Below are 21,400 nucleotides of genomic sequence, written 5' to 3' on the forward strand. Positions count from 1 at the left end.
GCATCAACCGTCACCGCCGGAGGGTGCTTGGTCCCCGCGGTCAGGGTGCGCCGGGTATTGAAGCGCGGTGAGCAACTGACTGTGCAGACTGGCGTTGGAGTACAGGCCACCGCCTTGATCGCCCGCATGTCCTCCGGCTCGATCTGTGAAACGGCCGCCCGCTTCCTCGACGAGAAGAATCCATGGCGCGTGATCCCAGATGTGGTAGCGCTCGACCAAGAAGGCGTCGATTTCGCCACGAACAAGCTCGACGAGCGGGAGGGGGCTTGCCGGTGCGCGGGCCGCACTCGGTGGGAGACGGGCTCTGGACGCGTCATCCAGAGCAGCGAGCCGAGCATCATCCAACCTCGAAGTGGTGCTGACTTCGAGGCGCTTCGATTCAGCCTCCTCGCGTGGCCAGGACGACTCGAAAGTACCGCCGCCTCGGGTCGCCCACCAGCAGCGTCGCAGCGCAGGAGCGGTGACGACCGCGATCTCGATGCTCCCGGCAACCTCCAGCGCAATTTGAACTCGCCAGTTCGGGTCACGCCGACTGAAGAACGACGTACCGTCAACCGGGTCGATGATCCAGACCCGATCGGACTCACCGAGTTGACCAAGTTCCTCGCCGAGGAGCGCATCTTTCGGCCTCGCCGCAGACAACGTCTCGCGAAACAGTCGCTCGACTGCCCGATCGGCTTCCGTGACTGGTGTGCCGTCGGCCTTCAGCGTTGCCGAAACGCCAGACTCGAAGTAGGCGAGCGCGAGGTCCGACGCCAGATCCGAGGTGTCGAACGCGAGTTGCAAGTCATCAGCGCTGTCCACGACCGAAGACGCTATCAGCCCAGGCCCGCCTCCCGTGATGGCCTGGCATCTGCGCACGACCCTCAGCGATGCATTGTGGCGCAGCGAGGCAGGCGTCCCGCTGCTGGATCACCGAACACCGCCAGCCTGGGTCGATGACCTCGCCAAGCGATTTGCCGCACTGGGCATCGACCCTGACGCGCCAACACCCACCGAGGCCAGGAAGCAACTGTGATGACGAGCTCTGCAGAGCAGATCGTGGTCGAGGCGAGATCGCCCGCCATAAATAATGCAAAGGCTCGCTGTCGACAGCTTGGTATGGTGCCCAGGTTGTACCGCTTGGAGCGATTCGACGGCTCTCAAAAGGAGAGGGGCAAGGCGAGCTATGCAGGCGACAGAGGCCCAGCGTGCGGTGGCTGCGGCCATGTCGATCGCCTCATCACTCGGACTGCCAGTCGACGAAGCGATCGTTCTCAATGACTCGAACAAGCTCACTCTGCGTCTCCTGCCTTGTGAGGTCCTGGCTCGGGTGGCACCTGTGGCCCAGCAGGTCGCACTGTTCGAGATTGAGCTTGCACAACGCCTCGCCGAGTCCGGGAGCCCTGTGGCTGCTCTCGAGCCTCGAGTGGAACCGCGTGTCTATGAGCATGATGGCTTCGTGGTCACGCTGTGGACCTACTACGAACCCGTCAGACCTGAAGTGGTCTCACCAGCCGACTACGCCCATGCGCTCGAGCAGCTGCATGCCGGCATGCGCAAGATCGATGTCCCGACGCCGCACCTCACAGATCGAGTTGAGAGTGCCCAACAACTCGTGGCAAGCCGCGATCTCACCCCAGAGCTCGCCGACGCGGACCGGGATCTCCTCAGTAACACGTTGCGACGTCTGAGACGAGCTATCGACGAGCGCGGCCCCGCCGAGCAGCTCCTGCACGGCGAGCCGCATCCAGGCAACGTGCTCAACACCAAGAACGGGCTGCTGTTCATTGACCTTGAAACGTGCTGCCACGGGCCTGTCGAATTCGACCTCGCCCATGCACCCGACGAGGTCAGCGAGCACTATCCAGATGTCGATCAAGAGCTGCTACGCGACTGCCGGATCCTCGTGCTGGCGATGATCACAACGTGGCGCTGGGATCGAGGCGACCGACTCCCGAACGGGCGCCTACTGGGCACAGAATGGCTAGGCCAGATCCGAGCGACGCTCGGTCGCGAGGCGCCGGATACCCACAGCTGAGGACGGTACCGAATCGCCGTTAGCATCGACGCGTGTCCTACGTTGAGAACAAGACGTTTGCCGCCTCGGAGCGCGAGGCTTTGGAAAGCTTCCTCGACGCCCAGCGCGAGGGGCTGATCCGGAAGATAGAAGGAGTCGACGACGCCACGGCGCGGAAGGCACCGACTGCGAGTTCGTTGTCGCTGCTGGGTCTGGTGAAGCACTCCGCGATCTGGGAGCGCCGCTGGTTCCAAGTCGTCATGGGCGGACGCGAGTTTCCCGACGAGTGGCCCACCGTCAAAACCGAACCCCGAGACGCCGACCTGATGGTGGGTGAGAACGACACAGTGGACCACTGGGTCGCGTATTACCGGGAGCAGATCGAGCAGTCCCGCGCTGTCGCGGCTTCGATGGATCTTGACAGTCCATGCGCGCGGCCAGACCTCATCGAGTGCAATGTGCGATACGTCCTGTTCCATATGATCGAGGAGACTGCGCGCCATGCCGGCCACGCGGACATCATCCGCGAGACCCTCGACGGCTCACGCGGAATGTGAGCCATATCCGACGCAGCCCGGCCCCTCCGCTCGTACCGAAGGGGCCACCGCGGCCCGCGACGCCTGCAGGCTTCACCAGGAAATGCTCCTCGTCCTGGAGGGCTAAGCCGATCCACCTGTGTCGCAGGGCACTTCCGCATGGCCGAGACGACGATCGAGAAAGTTGTTAGCGAACGAGCGAGGCTAGTCCGGGTTTGTCGGCGGATGCCACAAGATCGCGACGCGCTTGAGGTATCCGTGTGCCCGCCGGTGGAGTGACACTGTGGCCGTGGGCAACTTGTCACTCGAACTCGAAAGCCCGGTGCAGCTAGACCGGGATCCCGACCATAGGGTGAAATCGCGGCCTCTTCGTGTATTAGGGAGTGAACAGCTTCCAGTGGCCCTCGGAGATGACTTCGACGGAGCCGTCGGTCACCTTGATGGCGGTCTCATCGTCGATCGCGTACGTCGGCGCAGGAATCCGTGCCGCCCACTTCTCTGCGTTGGCCAAGGAAGCGTCGGGGTGGTCCGCGTGGTCCAGGTGCGGGATCATCGCGAAGTCAACGAGTCCCGCTCCCTGTCCCGTGACCAGGGTTCTGTCGATGTCACCCTGGGGCGTGGCGAAGACGATGTCCTCCGATTTCAGCGGTTCGGCGTTCCCGCGGGGCGGTTCGCGATAGGTCTCGACAAAGGTGGAGCTAGCAGCCATGCTCCCGGCGCTCGCCCCGACGTAGACCGCCTCGGAGCGCAGCGTCGGCAGGAGAGCGGTCAACCCGGAGCGCTGCATCCAGTTGGCGAGAAACATAGGGTCGCCGCCCCATACCAGCAGTGCGTCGGCGTCGCGGACCGTTGGCACCCAAGCAGCCTCCTCGATGCTCGGCAGCACCGACAACTCCAGGATCCCCATCGACTTCCACCCCAGCTCAGACATCGGCGATGGAGCCTTGCCGCTGATCGCTCGCCACGCCATGCCGGGCCCGCCGGGGAAGGGATAGATGGCGGTGGGGATGAAGAGGGCGTTGGACTCGGCGATCGGTTTGCCCAGGAGGTCGACCAGCGCGTCGTGGATGCTCGCGTTCTTGATGCCAGCGGAAGTGAGTAGAAGCCTCATGGCGCCTTTCCTTGGTTGTAGGGCGAGTACGACGACGCCGAGCCGTTCTCAGACGTCACACCGTGCTCGCAGTCTGTCAGTACGATGGAGCGAGCGCCCTCATGTGCGGTCGCTCAACCCTGCAACGAACAGCTCTGCCCCGATCCGACACCCGCCTCCCGGATTTTCTGTTCAGCCAGCCGACTAGGTTGCACACGACTAGCGTGGCGCAGCCGAGGCTGCACGATGCCCAGCGAACAGCAGTGCTCAAGGACGATGGAGGTTTGACGTGGCCAAGCTGATCTACTCTGCTATCGCATCCCTGGACGGCTATGTCGAGGACAAGAGCGGCAGTTTCGAGTGGGCGGCCCCCGATGAGGAACTGTTCGCGTTCGTCAATGACTTCGAGCGGCCGATGGGCACCTACCTTTACGGGGGTTGCCCACATTGGCTTCAGTCGGTTGCATACTGCGGGCGCCCGGCGGGCCGGTAGACCTGGATCGCTACGCCCTTCGAATCGGTTCGCGAGTCGACCAGGTCTAGCGCAAGGTCCGGGCCGGTGTCGGGGAACAGCCGCATGCCCTGGCCGAGGACCACTGGGACGACGAGCAGGGTGATCTCGTCGACCCGGTCGTTTTCGAGCAGCCATCGGACCAGGGCACCGCTGCCGTGCGCCTGCAGCTCGCCTCCCGGCTTGGCTTTCAGCTCACCGATTGCCGCCGCGAGGTCACGGGAGAGGACGGTCGTGTTCGCCCAGCGAGCTTCGGTGAGCGTCTTCGATGCAACGTACTTGGGCTTTGTGTTCAAGGGCGCTGCGATGGGGTTGCCCGGATCTGTTATCGCTCCCCAGTGGGCGGCGAAGATCTCGTAGGTCCGCCGGCCGAACAGAAACGCGTCGGCGCGCTGGTAGGTCTGGTTGATGAACGTCATGGTCTCGTTGTCGCCCACCCCCAGGGCCCATCCACCGCGCTCGAATCCGTTCCTGCGGTCCTCTTCCGACGCGCCGCCGTTTCCCTGCATCACTCCATCGACGGTGACTTGCGTCATGGTCGTCAGTTTCATGATCGCTGTTCCCTTCTCCGTGGGGGCGCCCGTCATGGGCGGCCTCTCACCTCCGCTACGAACGCCTTTGCCCCGATTCGACACCGCCTCCCGGATTCGTTCGAGGACTTTCTGGTACGCCGGTTGTCAGCGATCCGACAGCGCGAAGGTTTCGGGGCGCTCAGGCTGGTGGAGTAATTCAATTGCTGATCGGTCACGCCCGCCGGACGATGCGGGCATGACCATCACGCAGCTCGATCCGGCCGACTCCGTGGCGATGGGCCAGTGGTACGACCTGATGGTCGCGGTCACCCGCCACGACCTGCCCGACTTCCCCACGCCCAGCCGACAGGAACACACGGCCCGGTTCGAGCACCCGTGGCCCGCATTGACCGAAGAAGCGCTGCTGGCCTGGTACGGCGACCGGGTGGTCGGTGCCGCGTCGTACCTGCTGCCCCAGGCGGAGAACCTGAGCATGGTCTACCTAGAGCTGATCGTGCACCCGCAGTACCGGCGCCGCGGCATCGGCACCAGGCTGCTGGAGGAGGTTTACGCGGCCGCCCGACGGCACCACCGGAGCGTGATCGAGATCGAGACGGTTCGGGCACTGCCTGGCGGCGTTGCCCGCGACGAGGCCGGCTACCGCTACCTCACCAACCGCGCTCAGCTGCCCGGCGTGACCAGCATCAGGTCCCGATGCCAGATCGCCGACCATTCGGGGGGCGACGAGGCGACACTCGCCGAGGCGTGGACCCACGCGGACGGGTACTCGCTGGTGCAGTGGCGCGACGCGGCACCCGAAGAGATCATCGAGGACGTCGCCGCGCTGCAGAGCCGGCTCATGCTCGACGCCCCCACCGGTGACCTGGTGGTCGAGCAGGAGTTGTACGACGCCGCCCGGGTCCGCGGCCAGGAGGCGACCGAACTGGGTCGCGGCCACCGCTCCTACTCGACGGCGGCCCGGCACGACGCGAGCGGCCAGATCGTCGCCCGCACCAAGCTGTCGTTCGAGGCGAACGACGACACTCACGCGCGGCAGCGGGTCACGATCGTCGAGCCGGCCCACCGAGGTCGGCGTCTCGGTCTGATCGTGAAGTCGGCCAACCATGCGTACACACGGGCACACGAGCCGGCGCTGCGCGTCATCGACGCGTGGAACGCCGAAGAGAACACGCACATGCGGGCGGTCAACGCAATGCTCGGCTTCCAGCCGGTGGACGGCTGGTCGGTCTTCCAACTGTCGGTGCCGGCCACATAACCACAACCCGGCGAGGCGGACTCTGATGCCGAGGGCATCGAAGGCCGAGCAGCGACGCACCGTAGACGAGCGCGCCGACGCCGACCCCCGTGAACAGTGTCAGCCACACCCCGCCCGCGATACCCCACGCTTTGAAAGTCAGTAGAAGGGCTGGTGGCGGGTGTCTATTCGTCGATGTCGTCCGGCCAGGGTGCGGGGTGGCCGTTGTCGTCCCATAAGCCGGTTTCACCACCGACGGCGAACAGGGCGGCGTCGACCGCTGAAAGTAGCGGCACCTATCGGCCGCCAGTCCAGACCCAGATATCCGAGCCTGGCTGCTCGGGTCGGTACCCGAGTGCCCAGCCGCGGACGTCGTCTGGTGATCTGCCCATGCGTTCGGCGGCGCGGCGGCGTTCTTCCCAGTCGTCGATGTAGAAGACCTGGCCGTTGCCGGGTCCTCCGGACAGTCTGACTGTCTGCTGATTCCGTGCCATCAGCGTCGCCGCCAATCACCCTCGCGATGCTTCGATGATCACCGGCGCCGCCGACAGAAACCACACGGCTGCGTCCAGCGGTCAGCCGGTGTGGGTCGGGCTCCCAGGTGTGGCGTTGTCGAACTCTTGCGGCGCCTCGAGCCGTCGGACGGTGGCCGTCGCCGCAGGTTCGGCGGAAATGCCTAGTGGGGCATATCCGCAGGTCAAGGGTGGCGCGCCCGGCAGGATTCGAACCTGCGACCAACGGATTAGAAGTCCGACGCTCTATCCAGCTGAGCTACGGGCGCTCGGCCGGGGTGGGCCCGGCACGGATCAGAGTCTCTCAGATGGCGGGGTGATCGTGCTCGTGGGTTCCTGGGCGCGTCCCCGGGGCGTACGGCGTACGGGTTCTGGCTACCGGTAAGTACGAGGTTGTCGTTCCATCCCTGTAACGCTGCGTGGGCTGTCCTGTGACGGTGGGAGGGGTACAACTAGGCTGCGGGCATGAGTTACCCCTCTCCAGGCCCGACCGAGTCGCCGCAACCGGTGGCTGGGTCGGCTTACACGGCCGGCGGCCCGCCCCAGCAGCCGAACACGTTCGGCACGCACCCGGTGCCGGGGCAGCGGCGCAACCAGGGGATCCTGATCGGTGTCGGCATCGCTGTGGTGTTCGCGATCGCCGGGCTGGCGATCTTCGCGATCGTGGCCAAGTCGACCGGCGCGGGCGGCTTCACGTGGGGACTCATCTTCGCTTTCATCCCAGTCATCCCGGTGATCGCGCTTTATCTCTGGCTGGACCGTTACGAACCGGAGCCGGCCAAGTACATCCTGGTAGCGCTGTGCTGGGGTGCCTTCATCGCGACCCTGGCGGCCATCTTCATCAACACCCAGGTGTCGGAGTGGATGCATGAGACCGGGAGCGGCGGCAACCGGTCCGCGGTGTTCGTGGCACCGCCGGTGGAGGAGTTCGCGAAGGGCTCGATCATCCTGCTGCTGGCGCTGCTGCGCCGCAAGGAGTTCGACGGGATCATCGACGCGCTCGTGTACGCCGGCATGGTGGGCGTCGGCTTCGCCTTCACCGAGAACATCCTGTACTACGGCCGCATCTTCAACCAGCTCTCCGAGGAGGCCGGCAGCGACGCCGGACTCCGGGGCGCGTTCGTGCTGTTCGTGATCCGCGGGCTGATCTCCCCGTTTGCGCATCCACTCTTCACGTCGTTCACCGCGATCGGGATAGGTATCGCAGTACGGCACCGCAGTACGGCCGTGCGCTTCCTGGCCCCGGTCGTCGGCTATCTCGCCGCGGTGCTCGCCCACGGGCTGTGGAACGGCGGTGCGAGCTGGGCCGGTGGCGGCGGCTTCATCACCGTGTACCTGTTCCTGATGGTGCCGATCTTCATCGGCATGGTCGTGTTCGCCCTGGTGATGCGGTCCCGCGAGGGGCAGATGATCGCGTCGCGGCTGTACGACTACGTGCGCTTCGGCTGGCTGGTCCCGCAGGACGTGCCGCTGATCGCCACCCTGCGCGGCCGCAAGGCGCTCCGCCAGAACGCCAAGCGGTACGGCGTACAGGCTGAGGCCGCGGCCAAGGCGTTCCAGCAGAACGCGACGGAGCTCGCCTATCTGCGGGACAAGATCGTCCGCCAGGTGATCGGGCCGGAGGCGCTGGTGACGGAGAAGCAGTTGCTCGACGAGCTTCGCGCCCGCCGCCCGAGCGTCCCGTTCCCGCCGATGCCCGCGTTCGCCCAGGCCGGACCACCCCAGGTACCGCTCACCCAGCCGCAGTTCGAGGCCGGACCGCCGGCGGGTGGGTATCCACAGGGGGGTTATCCACAGCCTCAGCCTGGGTACCCGAACGGGCAACAACCCGCGTATCAACCGGGCCAGCCCGGCTACCCAGCGGCCCAGCCCGGCTACCCGCCGGGACCCCCTGGACCGCAAGGACCGCCGGGAGGATACGGTCCCTATCCACCGTCGCAGTGACTGCCACCCGTCCACGCCGCCAAACGGGGATGAAGATGACTTTGCTTCTGCGCTGTCCTACCGGGCACTCTGTGCTCGTGGGCGGTAGCCGTGGCTGACACCAGGTCAGCAGCTGGTGAGGGTTCGGAGCGTTCGGGAGAGCCGAAGGTTCCGGCCCAGGATCAGGCTGCCCAGGACCTCGCGAAGCTGATCACCGAAACCGATGCCAAAGGCAAAGGATTCTGGCGCCGCCGCAAACGCAAGGCGGCCAGTACTGCGGACGCCCCCGCCCCGGTCGGTACCCCGGACGCCACGCCGGCCGGTACTGCGGCCGCGGCTGCGGGTGGCTCGGTCGAGCCGTCTGGCGAGGTGGCTGCTGCTGATGCCCCGAAGGCGGTTGCTGAAGACACTGCTGCTGGTGCCCAGGACAAGAAGGTCGAGTCCGGGGACGATGCAGCCGAGGTGAAGGACGGTGCCGAGGGGAAGCCTGACGCGGAGTCCGACGCATCGAGCGCTAAGGCTGCGAGCGCTGAAGCTGGCGCCAAGCCAGTTGACGCGGCAGAGGAAGATGCGGACAAGAAGGACGAGGCGGCTGAGGATGTGGCCGCTGACGAGCCCGACGAGACTGCTGTTGCCGAGCCTGCGGATTCTGAAGCTGCCGACTCCGAGGCTGTTGCTGAGGAGCAGGTCGAGGCAGAGCCGCGGCCGAGGGTCGGGGTTGTGTACGAGCCTGATGAGTCGCCGGACGGATTCCCGATGGAGTACGGCGAGATCATCATCGGCCTCCCCAAGCAGCCGGCCTCGAAGAAGAAGTCCGCGAAGTCGACCGAGGAATCGTCCGACGATCCTGCAGTCGACGATCCGGCAGTCGAGCAGCCGACGGTGGACGCTGCTGACGAGCCTGTCGTGGAGCAGGCCGACGCGGTTGACGAGACGCCTGAGCCGAAGGTCGAACAGGCTGAGGACGCGGGTGATGCGGCCGGCGAGGCTGTGCCCGCTGACGAGGCATCGGCCGAGGAGCCTGTGGGCGAGCCTGTAGGTGAGGGTTCCGGGGATGCAGCCGACGAGGCGCCCGCCGACGAGGCTGGGGGCGACGCTGCGGCCGAGGGATCCGAGGCTGCGCCCGACGAAGCTGCGTCCGTTGAGGATGCTGCTGACGAAGGTGCTGCGGAGCAGACCGACGCGGTTGACGGAGGGTCTGAGTCGGAGGTCGAACAGGCTGAGGATGCTGGTGATGCGGCCGATGAGGCTGTGCCCGCCGACGAGGCACCGGCCGAGGAGGTTGTCGGCGAGCAATCTGCCGACGATGCGGCCGCTGAGCATGCTGCCGAGGACGCGTCTACCGACGACAACCCTGAGTCGAAGACCGACCAGGCCGAGGCCGGTGCTGATGCATCCGGCGAGGCCGTGCCTGCTGACAAGACATCGGCCGATGCGGGTATTGGCGAGCAGGCTGCCGATGATGCACCGCCGGCTGAGGGGTCCGACGACGTGCCTGCCGGGCAGGCGGACGACGCGCCTGCCGATGAAAACGAAGCAGCTGCGCAGGCCGCCGTCGACGTAGTACAGGTCCAGGACGAGCCCGGAGCCGAGAGCGAGTCTGCAGGCGATGACAAGTCTGCAGGCGAGGGCGGCGCCGATGGTGAGGCTGCGGCCGAGAGCGACTCTGCAAGCGGCGACGAGCCTGCAGTTGACGGGGAGTCGGGCGATGGTCAGCCTGACGCCGAGCACGGTGACGGCGACGTGGAGCAGGCTGACGGCGACGCCGCGCAGGCTGAGGGGCAGCCAGCGGCTGGGGCGGCTGGGAAGGCTCAGGGGCAGGCTGCAAAGGAGCTTGTGGAGGAGCCGGCTGCGAAGTCGGTGGAGGAGGTCGCCGCCGAGCAAGCGGCCATGGCGTTGATTACGGCGCTGATGCGGCTTCGGGGTGCTCTGGCCAGTAGCAGGTTGCCGCTGGATGTTGTCGGCGCTGATGAGGCCCGGCAGCAGCAGAAGGAGATGCTCGATCAGCTCGACGACTACGTCCTGCCGCGGTTGGTTCAGCTCGAGGCTCCGGTGCTCGCCGTCGTCGGTGGTTCGACCGGCGCCGGCAAGTCGACCTTGGTGAACTCCCTGATCGGCGAGGTCGTCAGCGAGCCCGGCGTACTCCGGCCGACCACGCGGTCGCCTGTCCTCATCCACAACTCGGCCGACGCCGAATGGTTCGCCGGGGACCGCGTGCTGCCCGGCATGGCACGGTCCAGCGGTGACAGCCCGGGCGGGATGGAGGACCCTGGGCAGATCCGTTTGGTTGCCTCCGACACCGTTCCGCAGGGTCTGGCGATTCTCGATGCCCCCGACATCGACTCGGTGGTCGAGGCGAACCGGGATCTCGCCACCCAGCTCCTGGCCGCGGCGGATCTCTGGTTGTTCGTGACCACCGCCGCGCGGTACGCCGATGCCGTGCCGTGGGACTTCCTGCAGAGCGCGTCGGACCGGAGTACGGCGGTCGCGGTGGTGCTCGACCGGGCGCCGGCCGACACGATCGACGACATCACCGGGCACCTCGCGCAGATGCTGCTCGAACGCGGCCTCGGTGACTCGCCGCTGTTCAGCATCAAGGAAACAGTGGTCGACGGCAACGGAATGCTGCCGTCCGAGGTGGTTGCCTCGATCAAGGACTGGCTGATCGACCTGGCAGCGGACGCCGATGCCCGGTCGGCCGTCGTACGGCGGACCCTGCACGGCGCGGTCACCGCGATGACGAAGAAGGCCCCCGCGTTCGCCAAGGCCGTTCGGGCTCAGGCGGACACCGCGGCGGATCTCCGGCAGACCGCGGAGACGGCGTACGAGCGAGCGGCCAAGGACATCGCCACGGCGACCCAGGACGGCACCATGCTGCGCGGTGAGGTGCTCGCGCGCTGGCAGGAGTTCGTCGGCACGGGTGAACTGCTGAAGGGCCTGCAGACCAACGTCGGCCGGATGCGCGACAAGGTCCGTACCTCGGTCGTGGGCAAGCCGCCGCCGACGCGGGACCTCAACGACGCGGTGGAATCCGGGCTGGAGTCCCTGCTGCGGGAGCATGCCGAGGCGGCAGCAGAGCGCGCGGAGGAGTCGTGGCAGTCGACGGCCGCCGGACGCCAGTTGCTGGCAGCGGGCGACCGCGACATGGGCCGGATGTCGAAGGAGTTCCCTGCCGAGGCAGGCCGCCTGGTCCGTGAGTGGCAGGGCTACGTGCTCGACCTGGTGCGCAAGGAAGGCGCCGACAAGCGTTCCACCGCGCGCATCCTGGCGTACGGCGTGAACGGGCTCGGACTGTCGCTGATGATCGTCATCTTCGCCAGTACTGCGGGGATCCCCACCGGCGCCGAGGTGGGCGCCGGACTCGGAACCGCGGTGGTCGGGCAGAAGCTGCTGGAGGCCGTGTTTGGCGACCAGGCGGTTCGTACCCTGGCTGCCAAGGCCCGCGACGACCTTGACGGTAAGGTTCATGCCCTGATGGATGCCGAATTCGCCCGCTATCTGGCTGTGCTCGACCAACATCCGGTCGATCCCGACACACCCAGGCAACTGACGGAGGCCGCGCGCGCGGTGGAGGACTGCACGTGACGGGATTAGTGGATACGGTCAAGGGCCTGGTGAGGGGCTCTACCGATGTCCTGACGAAGATCGAGGCGCTCGAGGACGCCACCGAGGCCGGACGGGGACGGCTGGACCAGGTGGTTCTGAGCGAGGCCTCGCAGATCGTGGACCGGGCAGGGCAACGGCTCCGGATGTCCGGCGACCTGACTGTGGTGGCGCTGGCCGGTGCGACCGGCTCGGGCAAGTCGTCGCTGTTCAATTCGCTGACGGGACTGGACCTGGCCGCGATCGGTACTCGCCGCCCGACCAGCTCGATGCCGCTGGCCTGTGTGTGGGGCGAGGAGCCCGCCGGTGAACTCCTGAACTGGCTGGGGATCCCGCGCCGTCACCAGGTGCAGCACCGCAGCTCGCTGGAGGAAGCACAGTCGGAGGACTTGGACGGGTTGGTTCTGCTGGACCTGCCCGACCACGACTCGACCGAGGTGGAGCACCGGCTGATCGTGGATCGCCTGGTGGAGCTTGTCGACGTACTGATCTGGGTGGTCGACCCGCAGAAGTACGCCGACGCCGCGCTGCACAACCGCTACATCAAGCCGTTCGCGTCGCACTCGTCGATCATGGCGTTCGCGCTCAACCACGCCGACAGGCTGACCGAAGAGCAGCGCAAGAGCTGCGTGGCCGACCTGACCCGGCTGCTGAAGTCGGACGGCCTGAAGAGCCCGACGATCGTTGCCACGTCAGCGGTAAGTGGTGCCGGGCTGGACGACCTGCGGACGCTGCTGGTCAAGCGGGTCAACGCCAAGCGGGCCGCACGCGAGCGCCTGGCCGCGGACGCCGACCGGGTCTCGGACCGGATGGCGAGTCAGTGTGGCAACGCCAAGACTCCTGAGATCGCCCAGTCCGACATCACCGAGCTGGTGGACGCGCTGGCTGACGCGAGTGGCGTCCCGGTCGTAGTCGAGGCCGTACGCCGGTCGTACCTGCAGCGGGCAAGTGCAGCGACCGGTTGGCCAGTCACGAAGTGGCTCGGTCGCTTCCGGCCCGATCCGCTGCGCCGGTTGCACCTGGACCAGGTGCCGAGACAGCAGAGCAAGGCGCTGCGGAAGTCGGCGTCCAACGAGGTCTCGATCGCGCGGTCGTCGTTGCCCGCGGCAACACCCGTGCAGCGGGCCCGGATGGATACGGCCGTCCGCAACATCACCAACAAGGCCGCAGCCGGGTTGTCCCGCCCCTGGGCCGACTCGGTCCGTACTGCGATCCGCAAGCGCGAGGAGTCCCTCGGAGACGAGTTGGACCAGGCAGTGGCGCGTACTGACCTCGGGGCCAACAACAACCCCAGCTGGTGGGCTGCGGCGCGCTTCCTGCAGTGGCTGCTCTTCCTGGTCGCGCTGGGTGGAGCCGTGTGGTTGCTGTTGTCCGCCTTCCTGCAGGTGGACGATTACGCGCTGCCGAAGTGGCAGGGGATTCCGTACGCCACGATCATGCTGATCGGCGGAGCACTGTTGGGTGTCGCGGTATCGGCCGCCTGCCGGTTGTTCGCCTCCACCGGTGCCAGCCGTCGCGCCCGCCTGATCGCGAAGGCCCTCCGCGGCGAGCTGGAGAAGGTTGCCGACAGCCACGTCATCGCCCCGGCCCGCGAAGAGCTCGACGCCTACACGATCTGCCGCGACAAACTGGCGATCGCCCGATCCTGACCCGTACTGCGGAACGCTGGCGCGGCGCGTTCCGCAGTACAGGCAGCTCCTGCTTAGGTTGTCCCGGCCCAGTCGGGCAGTGGCTCGCAGGCTGCGCGCCAGCGTTGGGGTAGTCCCTCTAGGCCGACCTGTGCAGCGACGATCCCGCCGACGATGGCGCAGGTGGTGTCGACGTCCCCGCCCGCGCCGGCCGTCGTCCAGAAGGCCTGCTCGTAGTCGGTGAGGTTGCGGGCGGCCGCCCAGAGCGCGAAGGGCACGGTGTCGCGAGCACTTGTGTGGCGACCGTTGCCCAACTCGTACGCCGCGAACTCGGCGGACGGCATGTTCGCCATGCCCCGGGCCGCGCGGATCCCTTCGTACACACGCCCGGGCGGCACGTGCTCCAGAACCTGGTCCAGGAAGTCGCGCGGCTCCGGCGATGTCTGCCCAGCCGCGATCGCTGCAGCCACGGCAACTGCGACCGCACCCGCCACACCTTCAGGGTGCGCATGAGTGACCTCAGCCGACAGCGCAGCCTCCTGCGCCGCCTCATACGGATCGTGAGCGAACCACGCGCCAAGCGGCGCGACCCGCATGGCAGCGCCGTTCCCCCAAGAGCCCTGCCCATCGAACAACTCGACAGCAAGCTCCCGCCACGCCCCACCCTGCCGAACCAACCGCAGCATCCGGTTCATACCCGGTCCATAACCGCGATCGAAGTCATGGTGATCAGCGAAGCTCGTCGCCAGCTCGTCCTGGTCGATGCCCCCGGTCCGTTGTAGCGCAGCGAAGATCGAGCAAGCCATCTCGGCATCATCGGTCCATTGCCAAGGACCGGGCGGAAGGTCTTGCTGCTCGAGGAAGTGGTAGTTGGCGGGGACGAAGAACTGGGAACCCAGTGCGTCGCCGAGGGCCAATCCGTGTAGGGAGTTCAGCGCTTTCGTTCGGCGGTCGATGGTCATCGCCGACCATCATCGCAGGGCCTCGAACCCGCCAGTGATCCCGACCAGTCGCCTCCGCTCTGTACCCGTACTGCGGAACCGCCAGGCGTCGGCGGGTCCGCAGTACGGGCGCGGGTTACTTGGCCGGGTCTTCCAGGTTGTCGATGTCTTCTACTGAAGTGCCCGGGGTGAACTGGGCGACTGAGGCTTCGGCGGCTGCTTGGACTTCCTCGTCGCTGATCAGGCCTGATTCGCGGACGACCTTGAGCCAGGCGCGGATCGAGTACTTGCCGAACTCGATGACCTCGGGGGAGTTGGCCATCTCGGTCGGGTCGATGTCCTCGGTGATCTTCCCGTCGAGGTAGAGCGCGAGGCCCATCAGGCCGCCGTCCCAGCCGGGACCGACGTACAGAGCGCCACCGGCACCGCCGAAGTCCGCGGGCACCGAGTGGTCCATCTGGAGGTTGGTCGTCTCGCCCGGTCCCGGCGTCAGCTCGATCTCGACGATGCTCGTGGGCCCGCCAAAGGAGACCTTGAACCGTTCCGGCGGCTCGCACTCGAGGATCTCGCCGCCGGCGTTGCCCTCGAGCTGGTAGCTGCCGCCGACCTTCAGTTCGCCGCTGATCGGCATGAACCAGCGGCGCATCCGCTCGGGATCGGTGAGCGCGTCCCAGACCTCCTCGACCTCTGCGGAGTAGGTGCGCTGGAGCACCACGCGGACCTCCTCGCCGGTCTGACTGACCTGGCGATGGATCGCGTTGATCTGGTCGAGGATGTCTATCACTGTCTTCCCTCTCGTCGGACGGCACTCGCCTGCGGACGCCTCAGTGCCGGGCGGTCCGGGTACATGGCCTGATGGGCCAAGACTGCCGGGTCCCACTTATATAAGTCAAGGCTGAGATAGCGAGTTGTCCCCAGGTTGCGAAGTCGGAGCGTGAATCTGGGTGCGAGACGTGCATCTTCTCTGGTGTCAGCACAGAAGAGACCGAAGGGAAGGTGCACGACATGAGCGTCGGTGAGACCTATCTGAGCCTGCAGGGCCGGGTCGGCAGCGACATCAAGTTCAAGGAGGTTTCGGGCAGGGTGGCACTGGCCTCCTTCCGGCTCGGAACCACCCCACGCCAGTACGACCGAACCAAACAGGCCTGGGTCGACCGGCCGACCACCTGGTTCACCGTGGAGTGCTGGCGGACCCTCGCCGAGAACGTCAACGAATCCCTGCGGCGAGGCCACCCGGTCGTCGTCACCGGCCGCCTCAAGACCACGGAGTGGCTCGAGGAGGGCCAGATGAAGAGCCGCACGGTCCTCGACGCGTTCTCCGTCGGCCACGATCTCACTCGCGGCACGGCCACCTTCACCAAGAACCCACCCCAGACCCAGCTCCCCGAAGCCCCCAGCACCCTCGATACCGAGATGCGAGACCTCTCCACCCGAGCCGAAGCCGACCATCACCAGGACGAACCACACCCCTTCCCCGCAGAAGAAATAGCCGCGGCCTCCCTCCCGCCCCAGGAACAGGAGGCCGCCTGACGACGCGCGTACCGCCTGCAGCTTCGATCAGCGGCGCCGTCTCGGCCGGCATCAGCACCACCGTGTACCGCGCTGTACCGGCAACGGCGGCGACGCACGTGATGGCCGACCGCACTCCACACGGCCGGGCACACGTCGTGGTGCCCCGGTTCATGAGGTGTGAGCCGGGTCACCGTGGGCTGGGTGTGTGGAGGTGGTGGTGACTTGTTCTGTGGGTGGGCGAACTGGTGCGGGTGAGCGCGTGGACGGGCGGTTGGGGTTGGGAGGGGGCGAGCGCATAGGCTCTGGGGCATGGCGGAATTCATTTACACGCTTCGCAATGTCCGGAAGGCGCACGGCGACAAGGTCGTTCTCGACAACGTCACGCTGAACTTCCTGACCGGCGCGAAGATCGGGGTCGTCGGGCCGAACGGCACCGGCAAGTCCTCGCTGTTCAAGATCATGGCGGGGCTGGATCAGCCCTCGAACGGTGAGGGGCGGCTGGCCGAGGGTGCGACGGTAGGGATCCTGCTGCAGGAACCTCCGCTGACCGAGGGCAAGACGGTGCTGGAGAACGTCGAGGAAGGAGTCGGCGACACCAAGAAGAAGCTCGACCGCTTCAACGAGATCTCCGCCGAGCTGGCCGATCCGGACGCGGACTACGACACGCTGCTGGGCGAGATGGGTGACCTGCAGACGGAGCTCGACCACCGCAACGCGTGGGACGTCGATGCTCAGCTCGAGCAGGCGATGGACGCGTTGCGCTGCCCGCCGCCGGACGTGCTGGTGGACACCCTGTCCGGTGGTGAGCGTCGCCGGGTGGCCCTGTGCAAGTTGCTCCTGCAGCAGCCTGACCTGCTGCTCCTGGACGAGCCCACCAACCACCTGGACGCCGAGTCCGTGCTGTGGCTCGAGCAGCACCTGCAGAAGTACCCGGGCGCCGTCCTGGCGATCACCCACGACCGGTACTTCCTGGACAACGTCGCCGAGTGGATCCTCGAGCTCGACCGCGGCCGCACCTACGGGTACGAGGGCAACTACTCGAAGTACCTGGAGACCAAGCAGGAGCGGCTCGTCGTCGAGGGCCGCAAGGACGCGAAGCGGCAGAAGATCCTGGAGCGCGAGCTCGAGTGGGTCCGGTCGAACGCGAAGGCCCGGCAGACCAAGAGCAAGTCCCGCCTCGCCCGGTACGAGGAGCTCGCGGCCGAGGCCGAGCGCTCCAAGAAGCTGGACATCGACGAGATCAACATCCCGGCGGGTCCGAGGCTGGGCAGCACGGTGCTGGAGGCGAACAAGCTGGAGAAGGGCTTCGGCGATCGCAAGCTGATCGACGGCCTGAACTTCTCGCTGCCCCGCGCCGGCATCGTCGGCGTCGTCGGTCCGAACGGCGTCGGCAAGTCGACCCTGTTCCGGATGATCGTCGGCGAGGAGACCCCGGACGCGGGCTCGCTGAAGCTCGGCGACACCGTCCGGATCTCGTACGTCGACCAGTCGCGGGGTGGGCTGGACCCGAAGAAGACGGTCTGGCAGCAGGTGTCCGACGAGCTCGACTACATCAAGGTCGCGAACTTCGAGATGCCGAGCCGCGCGTACGTGGCGTCGTTCGGGTTCAAGGGGCCGGACCAGCAGAAGCCGACCGGCGTGCTGTCGGGTGGCGAGCGGAACCGGCTGAACCTGGCCCTGACGCTGAAGATGGGCGGCAACCTGCTGCTGCTCGACGAGCCGACCAACGACCTGGACGTCGAGACGCTGCAGTCGCTCGAGGACGCGCTGCTGGAGTTCCCGGGCTGTGCCGTGGTGATCTCCCACGACCGGTGGTTCCTGGACCGCGTCGCGACCCACATCCTGGCCTGGGAAGGCACCGACGAGGACCCGTCCAAGTGGTTCTGGTTCGAGGGCAACTTCGCCGCCTACGAAGCCAACAAGATCGAACGCCTGGGCGCCGAGGCGGCCCGCCCCCACCGAGTCACCTACCGCAAACTCACTCGCGACTGACCAGCGACGGTCTCTCGCGCCGAAGAGCCCACGCCGACTTCTGCCGGTCGTGGGCTCTTTGTATTCATTCGCTGCGGTGTCGCGGTCGGGTGGGGATTAGGTGAAGAGGCAGAAGGGGTGGCCGGAGGGGTCGAAGAGGACTCGGACTGCTTCTTGGGGTTGGTAGGGGGCGAGGGTGGCGCCGGCGTAGATGGCGTGGGTGGTGGCGGCTTCCAGATCGGAGACGTGGATGTCGAGGTGCTGGGTGACGTGTTGGGTGCCGGGTTTGCTGGGCCAGATCGGGGTGGTCCACACCCGTTCGTATTCGAAGTTGAGGGTGGGGCCTGAGGTGTTGCGGATCTGGGCCCAGCCGTCGGTCTCGGGCGCGCCTGGGCGGGGGCCTTCTTCGCTGGTGATCGGGAGGTCGAGGAGGCGGGAGTAGAAGGCCGCCAGCGCTCGTGGGTCCGGGGTCGCGATGGTTATCGACGTCACTTCGATCTTCAGACCATCCATCTCCTGACGCTACCGCCACCCCCGCGTCAGCTCCACACGAGCCGCGTCGGCCCGAGGTGCCGCCCCCAGCACTCCGCGCTAGCGATCCGCGGGGCCTGCCGTCCGCGCTAGCGATCCGCGGGGCCTGCCGTCCGCGGTGGCGATCCGCGGGGTGTGCAGTCCGCGCTGGCGATCCGCGGGGTGTGCAGTCCGCGCTGGCGATCCGCCTCAGGCGAGAAAGGCGGTCAGATGTCGTTGGGGGGTTGGGCGGCGGTTACGGCGTCGGCCAGGAAGGTGGAGATTGTGCGGAGTTCTTCGTCGGTTCGGGTGGAGAGCATGGAGTGCATGCGGGCGCCTTGTTCGGCGTACAGAGGGGCGAGCTTCTCCTGGATGGCCTCGTAGGACGGGGTGACCAGGACCTTGCGGCGGTCGGTGGGGTCTGGCCGGCGAGTGATCAGGCCGAGGGACTCCAGGCGGTCGACGACGCCGGTGACTGTGCCTGAGGTGAGTCCGGTGTGTTCGGAGAGTTGCCGGGGCGTCAGGGGGCCGTAGGACTGCAGGAGCGTCATGAACTGGGAATCGCTCGCGCCCAGGCCGACCTTCGCCGAGACGGCGTGGTTGAACAGGATCACGTCGGCGATGAAGCGGATCATCCGCTCCTGTAGTTCGGCGCTGAGTTCTTCTCTGGTGCTCATCACAACCTCCACGTTCACGGCAGCCACGACCACGACCACCCAGACACGACGGTCTTGCTTTTCTCTCGGATCTCCAAGATACTCGGATTGACAAGATACTTGAATGACCGAGAGAACTGATCTTAGTGGAGGGCGGAACGATGAAGGTGCTGGTGATCGGTGGAGGGACCGGGGGACTCGCGCTGGCGCACGGGCTGAAGCGGGCGGGCATCGAGGTGGCCGTGTTCGAGCGGGACGCGCTGCGCACCGACGGCCTGCACGGCTACCGCGTCGGGATCGACCCCGACGGGAGTCGCGCGCTCAACGCGTTGCTGCCGAAGCACCTCTACGACACGTTCGTAGCCACCCGCGCCCGCGACCCGAAGTACTTCAACATGCTGACCGACGACTTCAAGGAGGTCCTCTCGCTCGACATCCCGCCCTCGATCGATCCGGTGGAGAGTGAGAAGTCGATCAGCCGGATGACGCTTCGCCAGGTGCTCCTCACCGGCCTCGACGACGTGGTCCAGTTCGGCAAGGATTTCGTCCGCTACGAGCAGCACGCGGACGGCCACGGAGTCACGGCGTACTTCGCGGACGGTACGACAGCCACGGGTGATCTGCTGGTCGCCGCGGACGGGTCGGGCTCGCGCGTACGGCGGCAATACCTGCCGCAGGCGAAGACCGAGGAGACCGGGATCATCGCCCTTGCCGGCAAGCTGGCACTCACCGAGGAGAGCGCGAAACTCGTTCCCCCGAAGGTGTTCGAGGGCATCTCGATAGTGAACGCGCCGCACGGGCTGGCCTGCATCCTGCACGTGATGGAGTTCCAGTGGGACCGCGACGGCAACGTGAAGCAGGGCATCGGCGGCAACACAGAGGAGCTGATCCGGCAGTGGCCCGGCCTGCAGTTCGATAACACCCGCGACTACATCAACTGGGGTCTGTCGGCGACGGCTGACAAGCTGCCGGCCGACGTGATGGACCTGCGCGGCCAGGAGTTGGTCGACCTCGCACTGAAGATCACGCCGGACTGGCACCCGAACCTGCGCAGGCTGTTCGAGCTGACCGATCCGGGCACCTGCTTCCCGGTGAACATCTGGACCTCGGTGCCGCTCGACCCGTGGCAGACGACGAACGTCACCTTGCTCGGCGACGCGATCCACACGATGACGCCCGGCCGAGGTGTCGGTGCGAACACCGCCCTCCGCGACGCGATGCTCCTGTGCCGCAAGCTGATCGAGGTACGGGACGGTCGCACGCAGTTGCTCCAGGCGCTCGGTGAGTACGAGGCGAAGATGATCGAGTACGGCTTCGACGCGGTGATCAAGTCGAAGGCGCAGATGAGCGCGAGCGACCCGATGCACAAGCCAGTGGTCGGCCGGGTCGTGCTGGCCGGGATGCGCACAGCGATGCGGACCGTCAATCACCTGCCGCCGGTCAAGCGCCGGATGCGCGACTCGATGCTCGCCTACCGCGGCGCTGATCGCGACGAGACCGCGTTCGAGATCACCCCGCCGCTGGCGAACTGACCCGTACCGCGTATCACCCCGCGGCTGGCGACTCGGCCCGTACTGCGTTACGCCGTACCGGCGGTGACCGCGGAGATCCAGGTGTCCGCCAGGATCCGCTGGCCGGCGTACGTCGGGTGGACGCCGTCCCAGATCCAGTACGACGCCGGAGCTCGCAGGGCGGCAGCGTCCATCGCCTGCTGGTACGGCACGAACGCGGCGTCGTGCGAGTCGGCAAGCGCCCGCACGATCGCGGCCCGAGCGTGGACATGCGCGGCCCAGGTCGCTCGCAGATCCGGCCTCGGGCTCGTCGGCAGATAGAACGGCTCACCCAGCACAAGCCGCACGCCAGGCAGCGCCGCTCGCGTCCGCGTCAGCAGTTCGTCGTACTGCGCACCGAAGCGCGACCCGTCCAGGTCCTCCGACAGACCGTCCATGATCGCGCCGACATCGTTGACGCCGATCAGGATGCTCAGGAGATCGGGTCGCAGGTCGAGGACGTCCGGCTGCCAGCGGGCTGTCATCGCGGCGAGGGTGTCACCGCTGATCCCCTGGTTCACGAAGCGCCGGCCGAGGTCCGGGTGGGTCGCACCCGCCTCGGCGGCGATCAGGAACGGGTAGGAGTGCCCGAGGATGTGGTTCGGATCCTTGGTCTCCCCGCGCCCACCGTGCGTGATCGAGTCTCCCTGGAACACGACCAGCTCACCCATCCCGAGCAACTCCCGCCCTA

Annotated in this window: 20 protein-coding genes and 1 tRNA gene; 11 read left to right on the top strand and 10 right to left on the bottom strand. The window is 66.8% G+C overall.

Translation table 11 applies throughout. The features are described from left to right. Window positions 1-3: 3 nt before the first annotated feature. Window positions 4-804 (bottom strand): inositol monophosphatase family protein, encoded by an 801-nt coding sequence (locus tag ACFPJ1_RS17365; RefSeq protein ID WP_380105011.1) that lies wholly within the window; start codon window positions 802-804, stop codon window positions 4-6. A gap of 37 nt (window positions 805-841) precedes the next feature. Here ACFPJ1_RS17365 and ACFPJ1_RS17370 point away from each other — a divergent pair, with 37 nt between their 5' ends. The 3 genes from ACFPJ1_RS17370 (at window position 842) to ACFPJ1_RS17380 (ending at window position 2,556) form a co-directional block, all read left to right on the top strand. Next, entirely contained in the window at window positions 842-1,018 is a 177-nt protein-coding gene (locus ACFPJ1_RS17370; protein ID WP_380105012.1) for a hypothetical protein, read from the top strand. A 150-nt stretch (window positions 1,019-1,168) separates the two neighbouring features. Continuing rightward, complete coding sequence (locus tag ACFPJ1_RS17375; protein WP_380105014.1) at window positions 1,169-2,020, top strand: phosphotransferase enzyme family protein; 852 nt, start codon at window positions 1,169-1,171, stop codon at window positions 2,018-2,020. A 32-nt stretch (window positions 2,021-2,052) separates the two neighbouring features. Further along, entirely contained in the window at window positions 2,053-2,556 is a 504-nt protein-coding gene (locus ACFPJ1_RS17380; RefSeq protein ID WP_380105015.1) for a DinB family protein, read from the top strand. Between the two features lie 355 nt (window positions 2,557-2,911). Here the strand turns inward: ACFPJ1_RS17380 and ACFPJ1_RS17385 are convergent, their stop codons facing one another. Then, entirely contained in the window at window positions 2,912-3,646 is a 735-nt protein-coding gene (locus ACFPJ1_RS17385) for a Type 1 glutamine amidotransferase-like domain-containing protein (RefSeq protein ID WP_380105017.1), read from the bottom strand. 268 nt (window positions 3,647-3,914) lie between these two features. Between ACFPJ1_RS17385 and ACFPJ1_RS17390 the strand changes: the two genes are divergently transcribed. Next, window positions 3,915-4,118 carry a hypothetical protein gene (locus ACFPJ1_RS17390; protein WP_380105019.1) on the top strand — a complete coding sequence of 68 codons (204 nt, stop codon included), beginning with the start codon at window positions 3,915-3,917 and terminating at the stop codon, window positions 4,116-4,118. On the opposite strand, the gene ACFPJ1_RS17395 is transcribed toward ACFPJ1_RS17390, so the two are convergent. Next, window positions 4,079-4,723, bottom strand: coding sequence for a dihydrofolate reductase family protein (locus ACFPJ1_RS17395; RefSeq protein WP_380105021.1), 645 nt, complete (start codon window positions 4,721-4,723; stop codon window positions 4,079-4,081). The two genes, ACFPJ1_RS17390 and ACFPJ1_RS17395, sit on opposite strands and share 40 nt — an antisense overlap. 181 nt (window positions 4,724-4,904) lie before the next feature. Between ACFPJ1_RS17395 and ACFPJ1_RS17400 the strand changes: the two genes are divergently transcribed. After that, window positions 4,905-5,924, top strand: a complete 1,020-nt coding sequence (locus ACFPJ1_RS17400; RefSeq protein WP_380105023.1) for a GNAT family N-acetyltransferase — start codon at window positions 4,905-4,907, stop codon at window positions 5,922-5,924. A gap of 275 nt (window positions 5,925-6,199) precedes the next feature. Here the strand turns inward: ACFPJ1_RS17400 and ACFPJ1_RS17405 are convergent, their stop codons facing one another. Continuing rightward, the gene (locus ACFPJ1_RS17405; protein WP_380105025.1) at window positions 6,200-6,397 is read right to left on the bottom strand and encodes a hypothetical protein; all 198 of its coding nucleotides are present in this window, start codon (window positions 6,395-6,397) and stop codon (window positions 6,200-6,202) included. A 210-nt stretch (window positions 6,398-6,607) separates the two neighbouring features. Next, window positions 6,608-6,684 (bottom strand) — tRNA-Arg (locus ACFPJ1_RS17410). 196 nt (window positions 6,685-6,880) lie between these two features. Between ACFPJ1_RS17410 and ACFPJ1_RS17415 the strand changes: the two genes are divergently transcribed. From ACFPJ1_RS17415 to ACFPJ1_RS17425, 3 genes are all read left to right on the top strand, one after another. After that, on the top strand, window positions 6,881-8,359 hold the full coding sequence (locus ACFPJ1_RS17415) for a PrsW family intramembrane metalloprotease (RefSeq protein ID WP_380105027.1): 1,479 nt from the start codon (window positions 6,881-6,883) through the stop codon (window positions 8,357-8,359). A 90-nt stretch (window positions 8,360-8,449) separates the two neighbouring features. Then, entirely contained in the window at window positions 8,450-11,923 is a 3,474-nt protein-coding gene (locus tag ACFPJ1_RS17420; protein ID WP_380105029.1) for an AAA family ATPase, read from the top strand. Beyond that, window positions 11,920-13,590 carry a GTPase gene (locus ACFPJ1_RS17425; RefSeq protein WP_380105030.1) on the top strand — a complete coding sequence of 557 codons (1,671 nt, stop codon included), beginning with the start codon at window positions 11,920-11,922 and terminating at the stop codon, window positions 13,588-13,590. Before ACFPJ1_RS17420 ends, ACFPJ1_RS17425 begins: the two co-directional genes overlap by 4 nt. A 53-nt stretch (window positions 13,591-13,643) precedes the next feature. On the opposite strand, the gene ACFPJ1_RS17430 is transcribed toward ACFPJ1_RS17425, so the two are convergent. Together ACFPJ1_RS17430 and ACFPJ1_RS17435 are read right to left on the bottom strand one after the other, a co-directional pair. After that, window positions 13,644-14,531, bottom strand: coding sequence for an ADP-ribosylglycohydrolase family protein (locus ACFPJ1_RS17430; protein WP_380105032.1), 888 nt, complete (start codon window positions 14,529-14,531; stop codon window positions 13,644-13,646). A gap of 115 nt (window positions 14,532-14,646) precedes the next feature. Next, window positions 14,647-15,294: an SRPBCC family protein gene (locus ACFPJ1_RS17435; RefSeq protein WP_380105033.1), complete on the bottom strand. Its 648-nt coding sequence runs from the start codon at window positions 15,292-15,294 to the stop codon at window positions 14,647-14,649. A 221-nt stretch (window positions 15,295-15,515) separates the two neighbouring features. Here ACFPJ1_RS17435 and ACFPJ1_RS17440 point away from each other — a divergent pair, with 221 nt between their 5' ends. Both ACFPJ1_RS17440 and ettA read left to right on the top strand, forming a co-directional pair. Next, the gene (locus ACFPJ1_RS17440; protein WP_380105035.1) at window positions 15,516-16,040 is read left to right on the top strand and encodes a single-stranded DNA-binding protein; all 525 of its coding nucleotides are present in this window, start codon (window positions 15,516-15,518) and stop codon (window positions 16,038-16,040) included. A 291-nt stretch (window positions 16,041-16,331) separates the two neighbouring features. After that, window positions 16,332-18,014, top strand: a complete 1,683-nt coding sequence (ettA, locus tag ACFPJ1_RS17445) for an energy-dependent translational throttle protein EttA (RefSeq protein ID WP_380105037.1) — start codon at window positions 16,332-16,334, stop codon at window positions 18,012-18,014. Window positions 18,015-18,110: 96 nt separating this feature from the next. Here ettA and ACFPJ1_RS17450 read toward each other — a convergent pair whose 3' ends face one another. Beyond that, the gene (locus ACFPJ1_RS17450; protein WP_380105039.1) at window positions 18,111-18,506 is read right to left on the bottom strand and encodes a VOC family protein; all 396 of its coding nucleotides are present in this window, start codon (window positions 18,504-18,506) and stop codon (window positions 18,111-18,113) included. A 224-nt stretch (window positions 18,507-18,730) separates the two neighbouring features. Further along, on the bottom strand, window positions 18,731-19,180 hold the full coding sequence (locus tag ACFPJ1_RS17455) for a MarR family winged helix-turn-helix transcriptional regulator (RefSeq protein WP_380105041.1): 450 nt from the start codon (window positions 19,178-19,180) through the stop codon (window positions 18,731-18,733). 140 nt (window positions 19,181-19,320) lie between these two features. Here ACFPJ1_RS17455 and ACFPJ1_RS17460 point away from each other — a divergent pair, with 140 nt between their 5' ends. Beyond that, window positions 19,321-20,691, top strand: coding sequence for an FAD-dependent oxidoreductase (locus ACFPJ1_RS17460; RefSeq protein WP_380105042.1), 1,371 nt, complete (start codon window positions 19,321-19,323; stop codon window positions 20,689-20,691). A gap of 47 nt (window positions 20,692-20,738) precedes the next feature. Here ACFPJ1_RS17460 and ACFPJ1_RS17465 read toward each other — a convergent pair whose 3' ends face one another. Continuing rightward, window positions 20,739-21,380, bottom strand: a complete 642-nt coding sequence (locus ACFPJ1_RS17465) for an SGNH/GDSL hydrolase family protein (protein WP_380105043.1) — start codon at window positions 21,378-21,380, stop codon at window positions 20,739-20,741. Window positions 21,381-21,400 lie beyond the last annotated feature (20 nt).

The organism is Kribbella qitaiheensis (assembly GCF_042657745.1).
GTDB lineage: Bacteria > Actinomycetota > Actinomycetes > Propionibacteriales > Kribbellaceae > Kribbella > Kribbella qitaiheensis.

Excerpts from the sequence above, each read along its gene's own strand:
- ACFPJ1_RS17455 (WP_380105041.1), bottom strand. The coding sequence starts at position 19,180 with ATGAGCACCAGAGAAGAACTCAGCGCCGAACTACAGGAGCGGATGATC.
- ACFPJ1_RS17370 (WP_380105012.1), top strand. The coding sequence starts at position 842 with ATGGCCTGGCATCTGCGCACGACCCTCAGCGATGCATTGTGGCGCAGC.
- ettA (WP_380105037.1), top strand. The coding sequence starts at position 16,332 with ATGGCGGAATTCATTTACACGCTTCGCAATGTCCGGAAGGCGCACGGC.
- ACFPJ1_RS17430 (WP_380105032.1), bottom strand. The coding sequence starts at position 14,531 with ATGACCATCGACCGCCGAACGAAAGCGCTGAACTCCCTACACGGATTG.
- ACFPJ1_RS17440 (WP_380105035.1), top strand. The coding sequence starts at position 15,516 with ATGAGCGTCGGTGAGACCTATCTGAGCCTGCAGGGCCGGGTCGGCAGC.
- ACFPJ1_RS17405 (WP_380105025.1), bottom strand. The coding sequence starts at position 6,397 with ATGGCACGGAATCAGCAGACAGTCAGACTGTCCGGAGGACCCGGCAAC.
- ACFPJ1_RS17460 (WP_380105042.1), top strand. The coding sequence starts at position 19,321 with ATGAAGGTGCTGGTGATCGGTGGAGGGACCGGGGGACTCGCGCTGGCG.
- ACFPJ1_RS17385 (WP_380105017.1), bottom strand. The coding sequence starts at position 3,646 with ATGAGGCTTCTACTCACTTCCGCTGGCATCAAGAACGCGAGCATCCAC.
- ACFPJ1_RS17465 (WP_380105043.1), bottom strand. The coding sequence starts at position 21,380 with ATGGGTGAGCTGGTCGTGTTCCAGGGAGACTCGATCACGCACGGTGGG.
- ACFPJ1_RS17415 (WP_380105027.1), top strand. The coding sequence starts at position 6,881 with ATGAGTTACCCCTCTCCAGGCCCGACCGAGTCGCCGCAACCGGTGGCT.
- ACFPJ1_RS17395 (WP_380105021.1), bottom strand. The coding sequence starts at position 4,723 with ATGACGGGCGCCCCCACGGAGAAGGGAACAGCGATCATGAAACTGACG.
- ACFPJ1_RS17400 (WP_380105023.1), top strand. The coding sequence starts at position 4,905 with ATGACCATCACGCAGCTCGATCCGGCCGACTCCGTGGCGATGGGCCAG.
- ACFPJ1_RS17450 (WP_380105039.1), bottom strand. The coding sequence starts at position 18,506 with ATGGATGGTCTGAAGATCGAAGTGACGTCGATAACCATCGCGACCCCG.
- ACFPJ1_RS17375 (WP_380105014.1), top strand. The coding sequence starts at position 1,169 with ATGCAGGCGACAGAGGCCCAGCGTGCGGTGGCTGCGGCCATGTCGATC.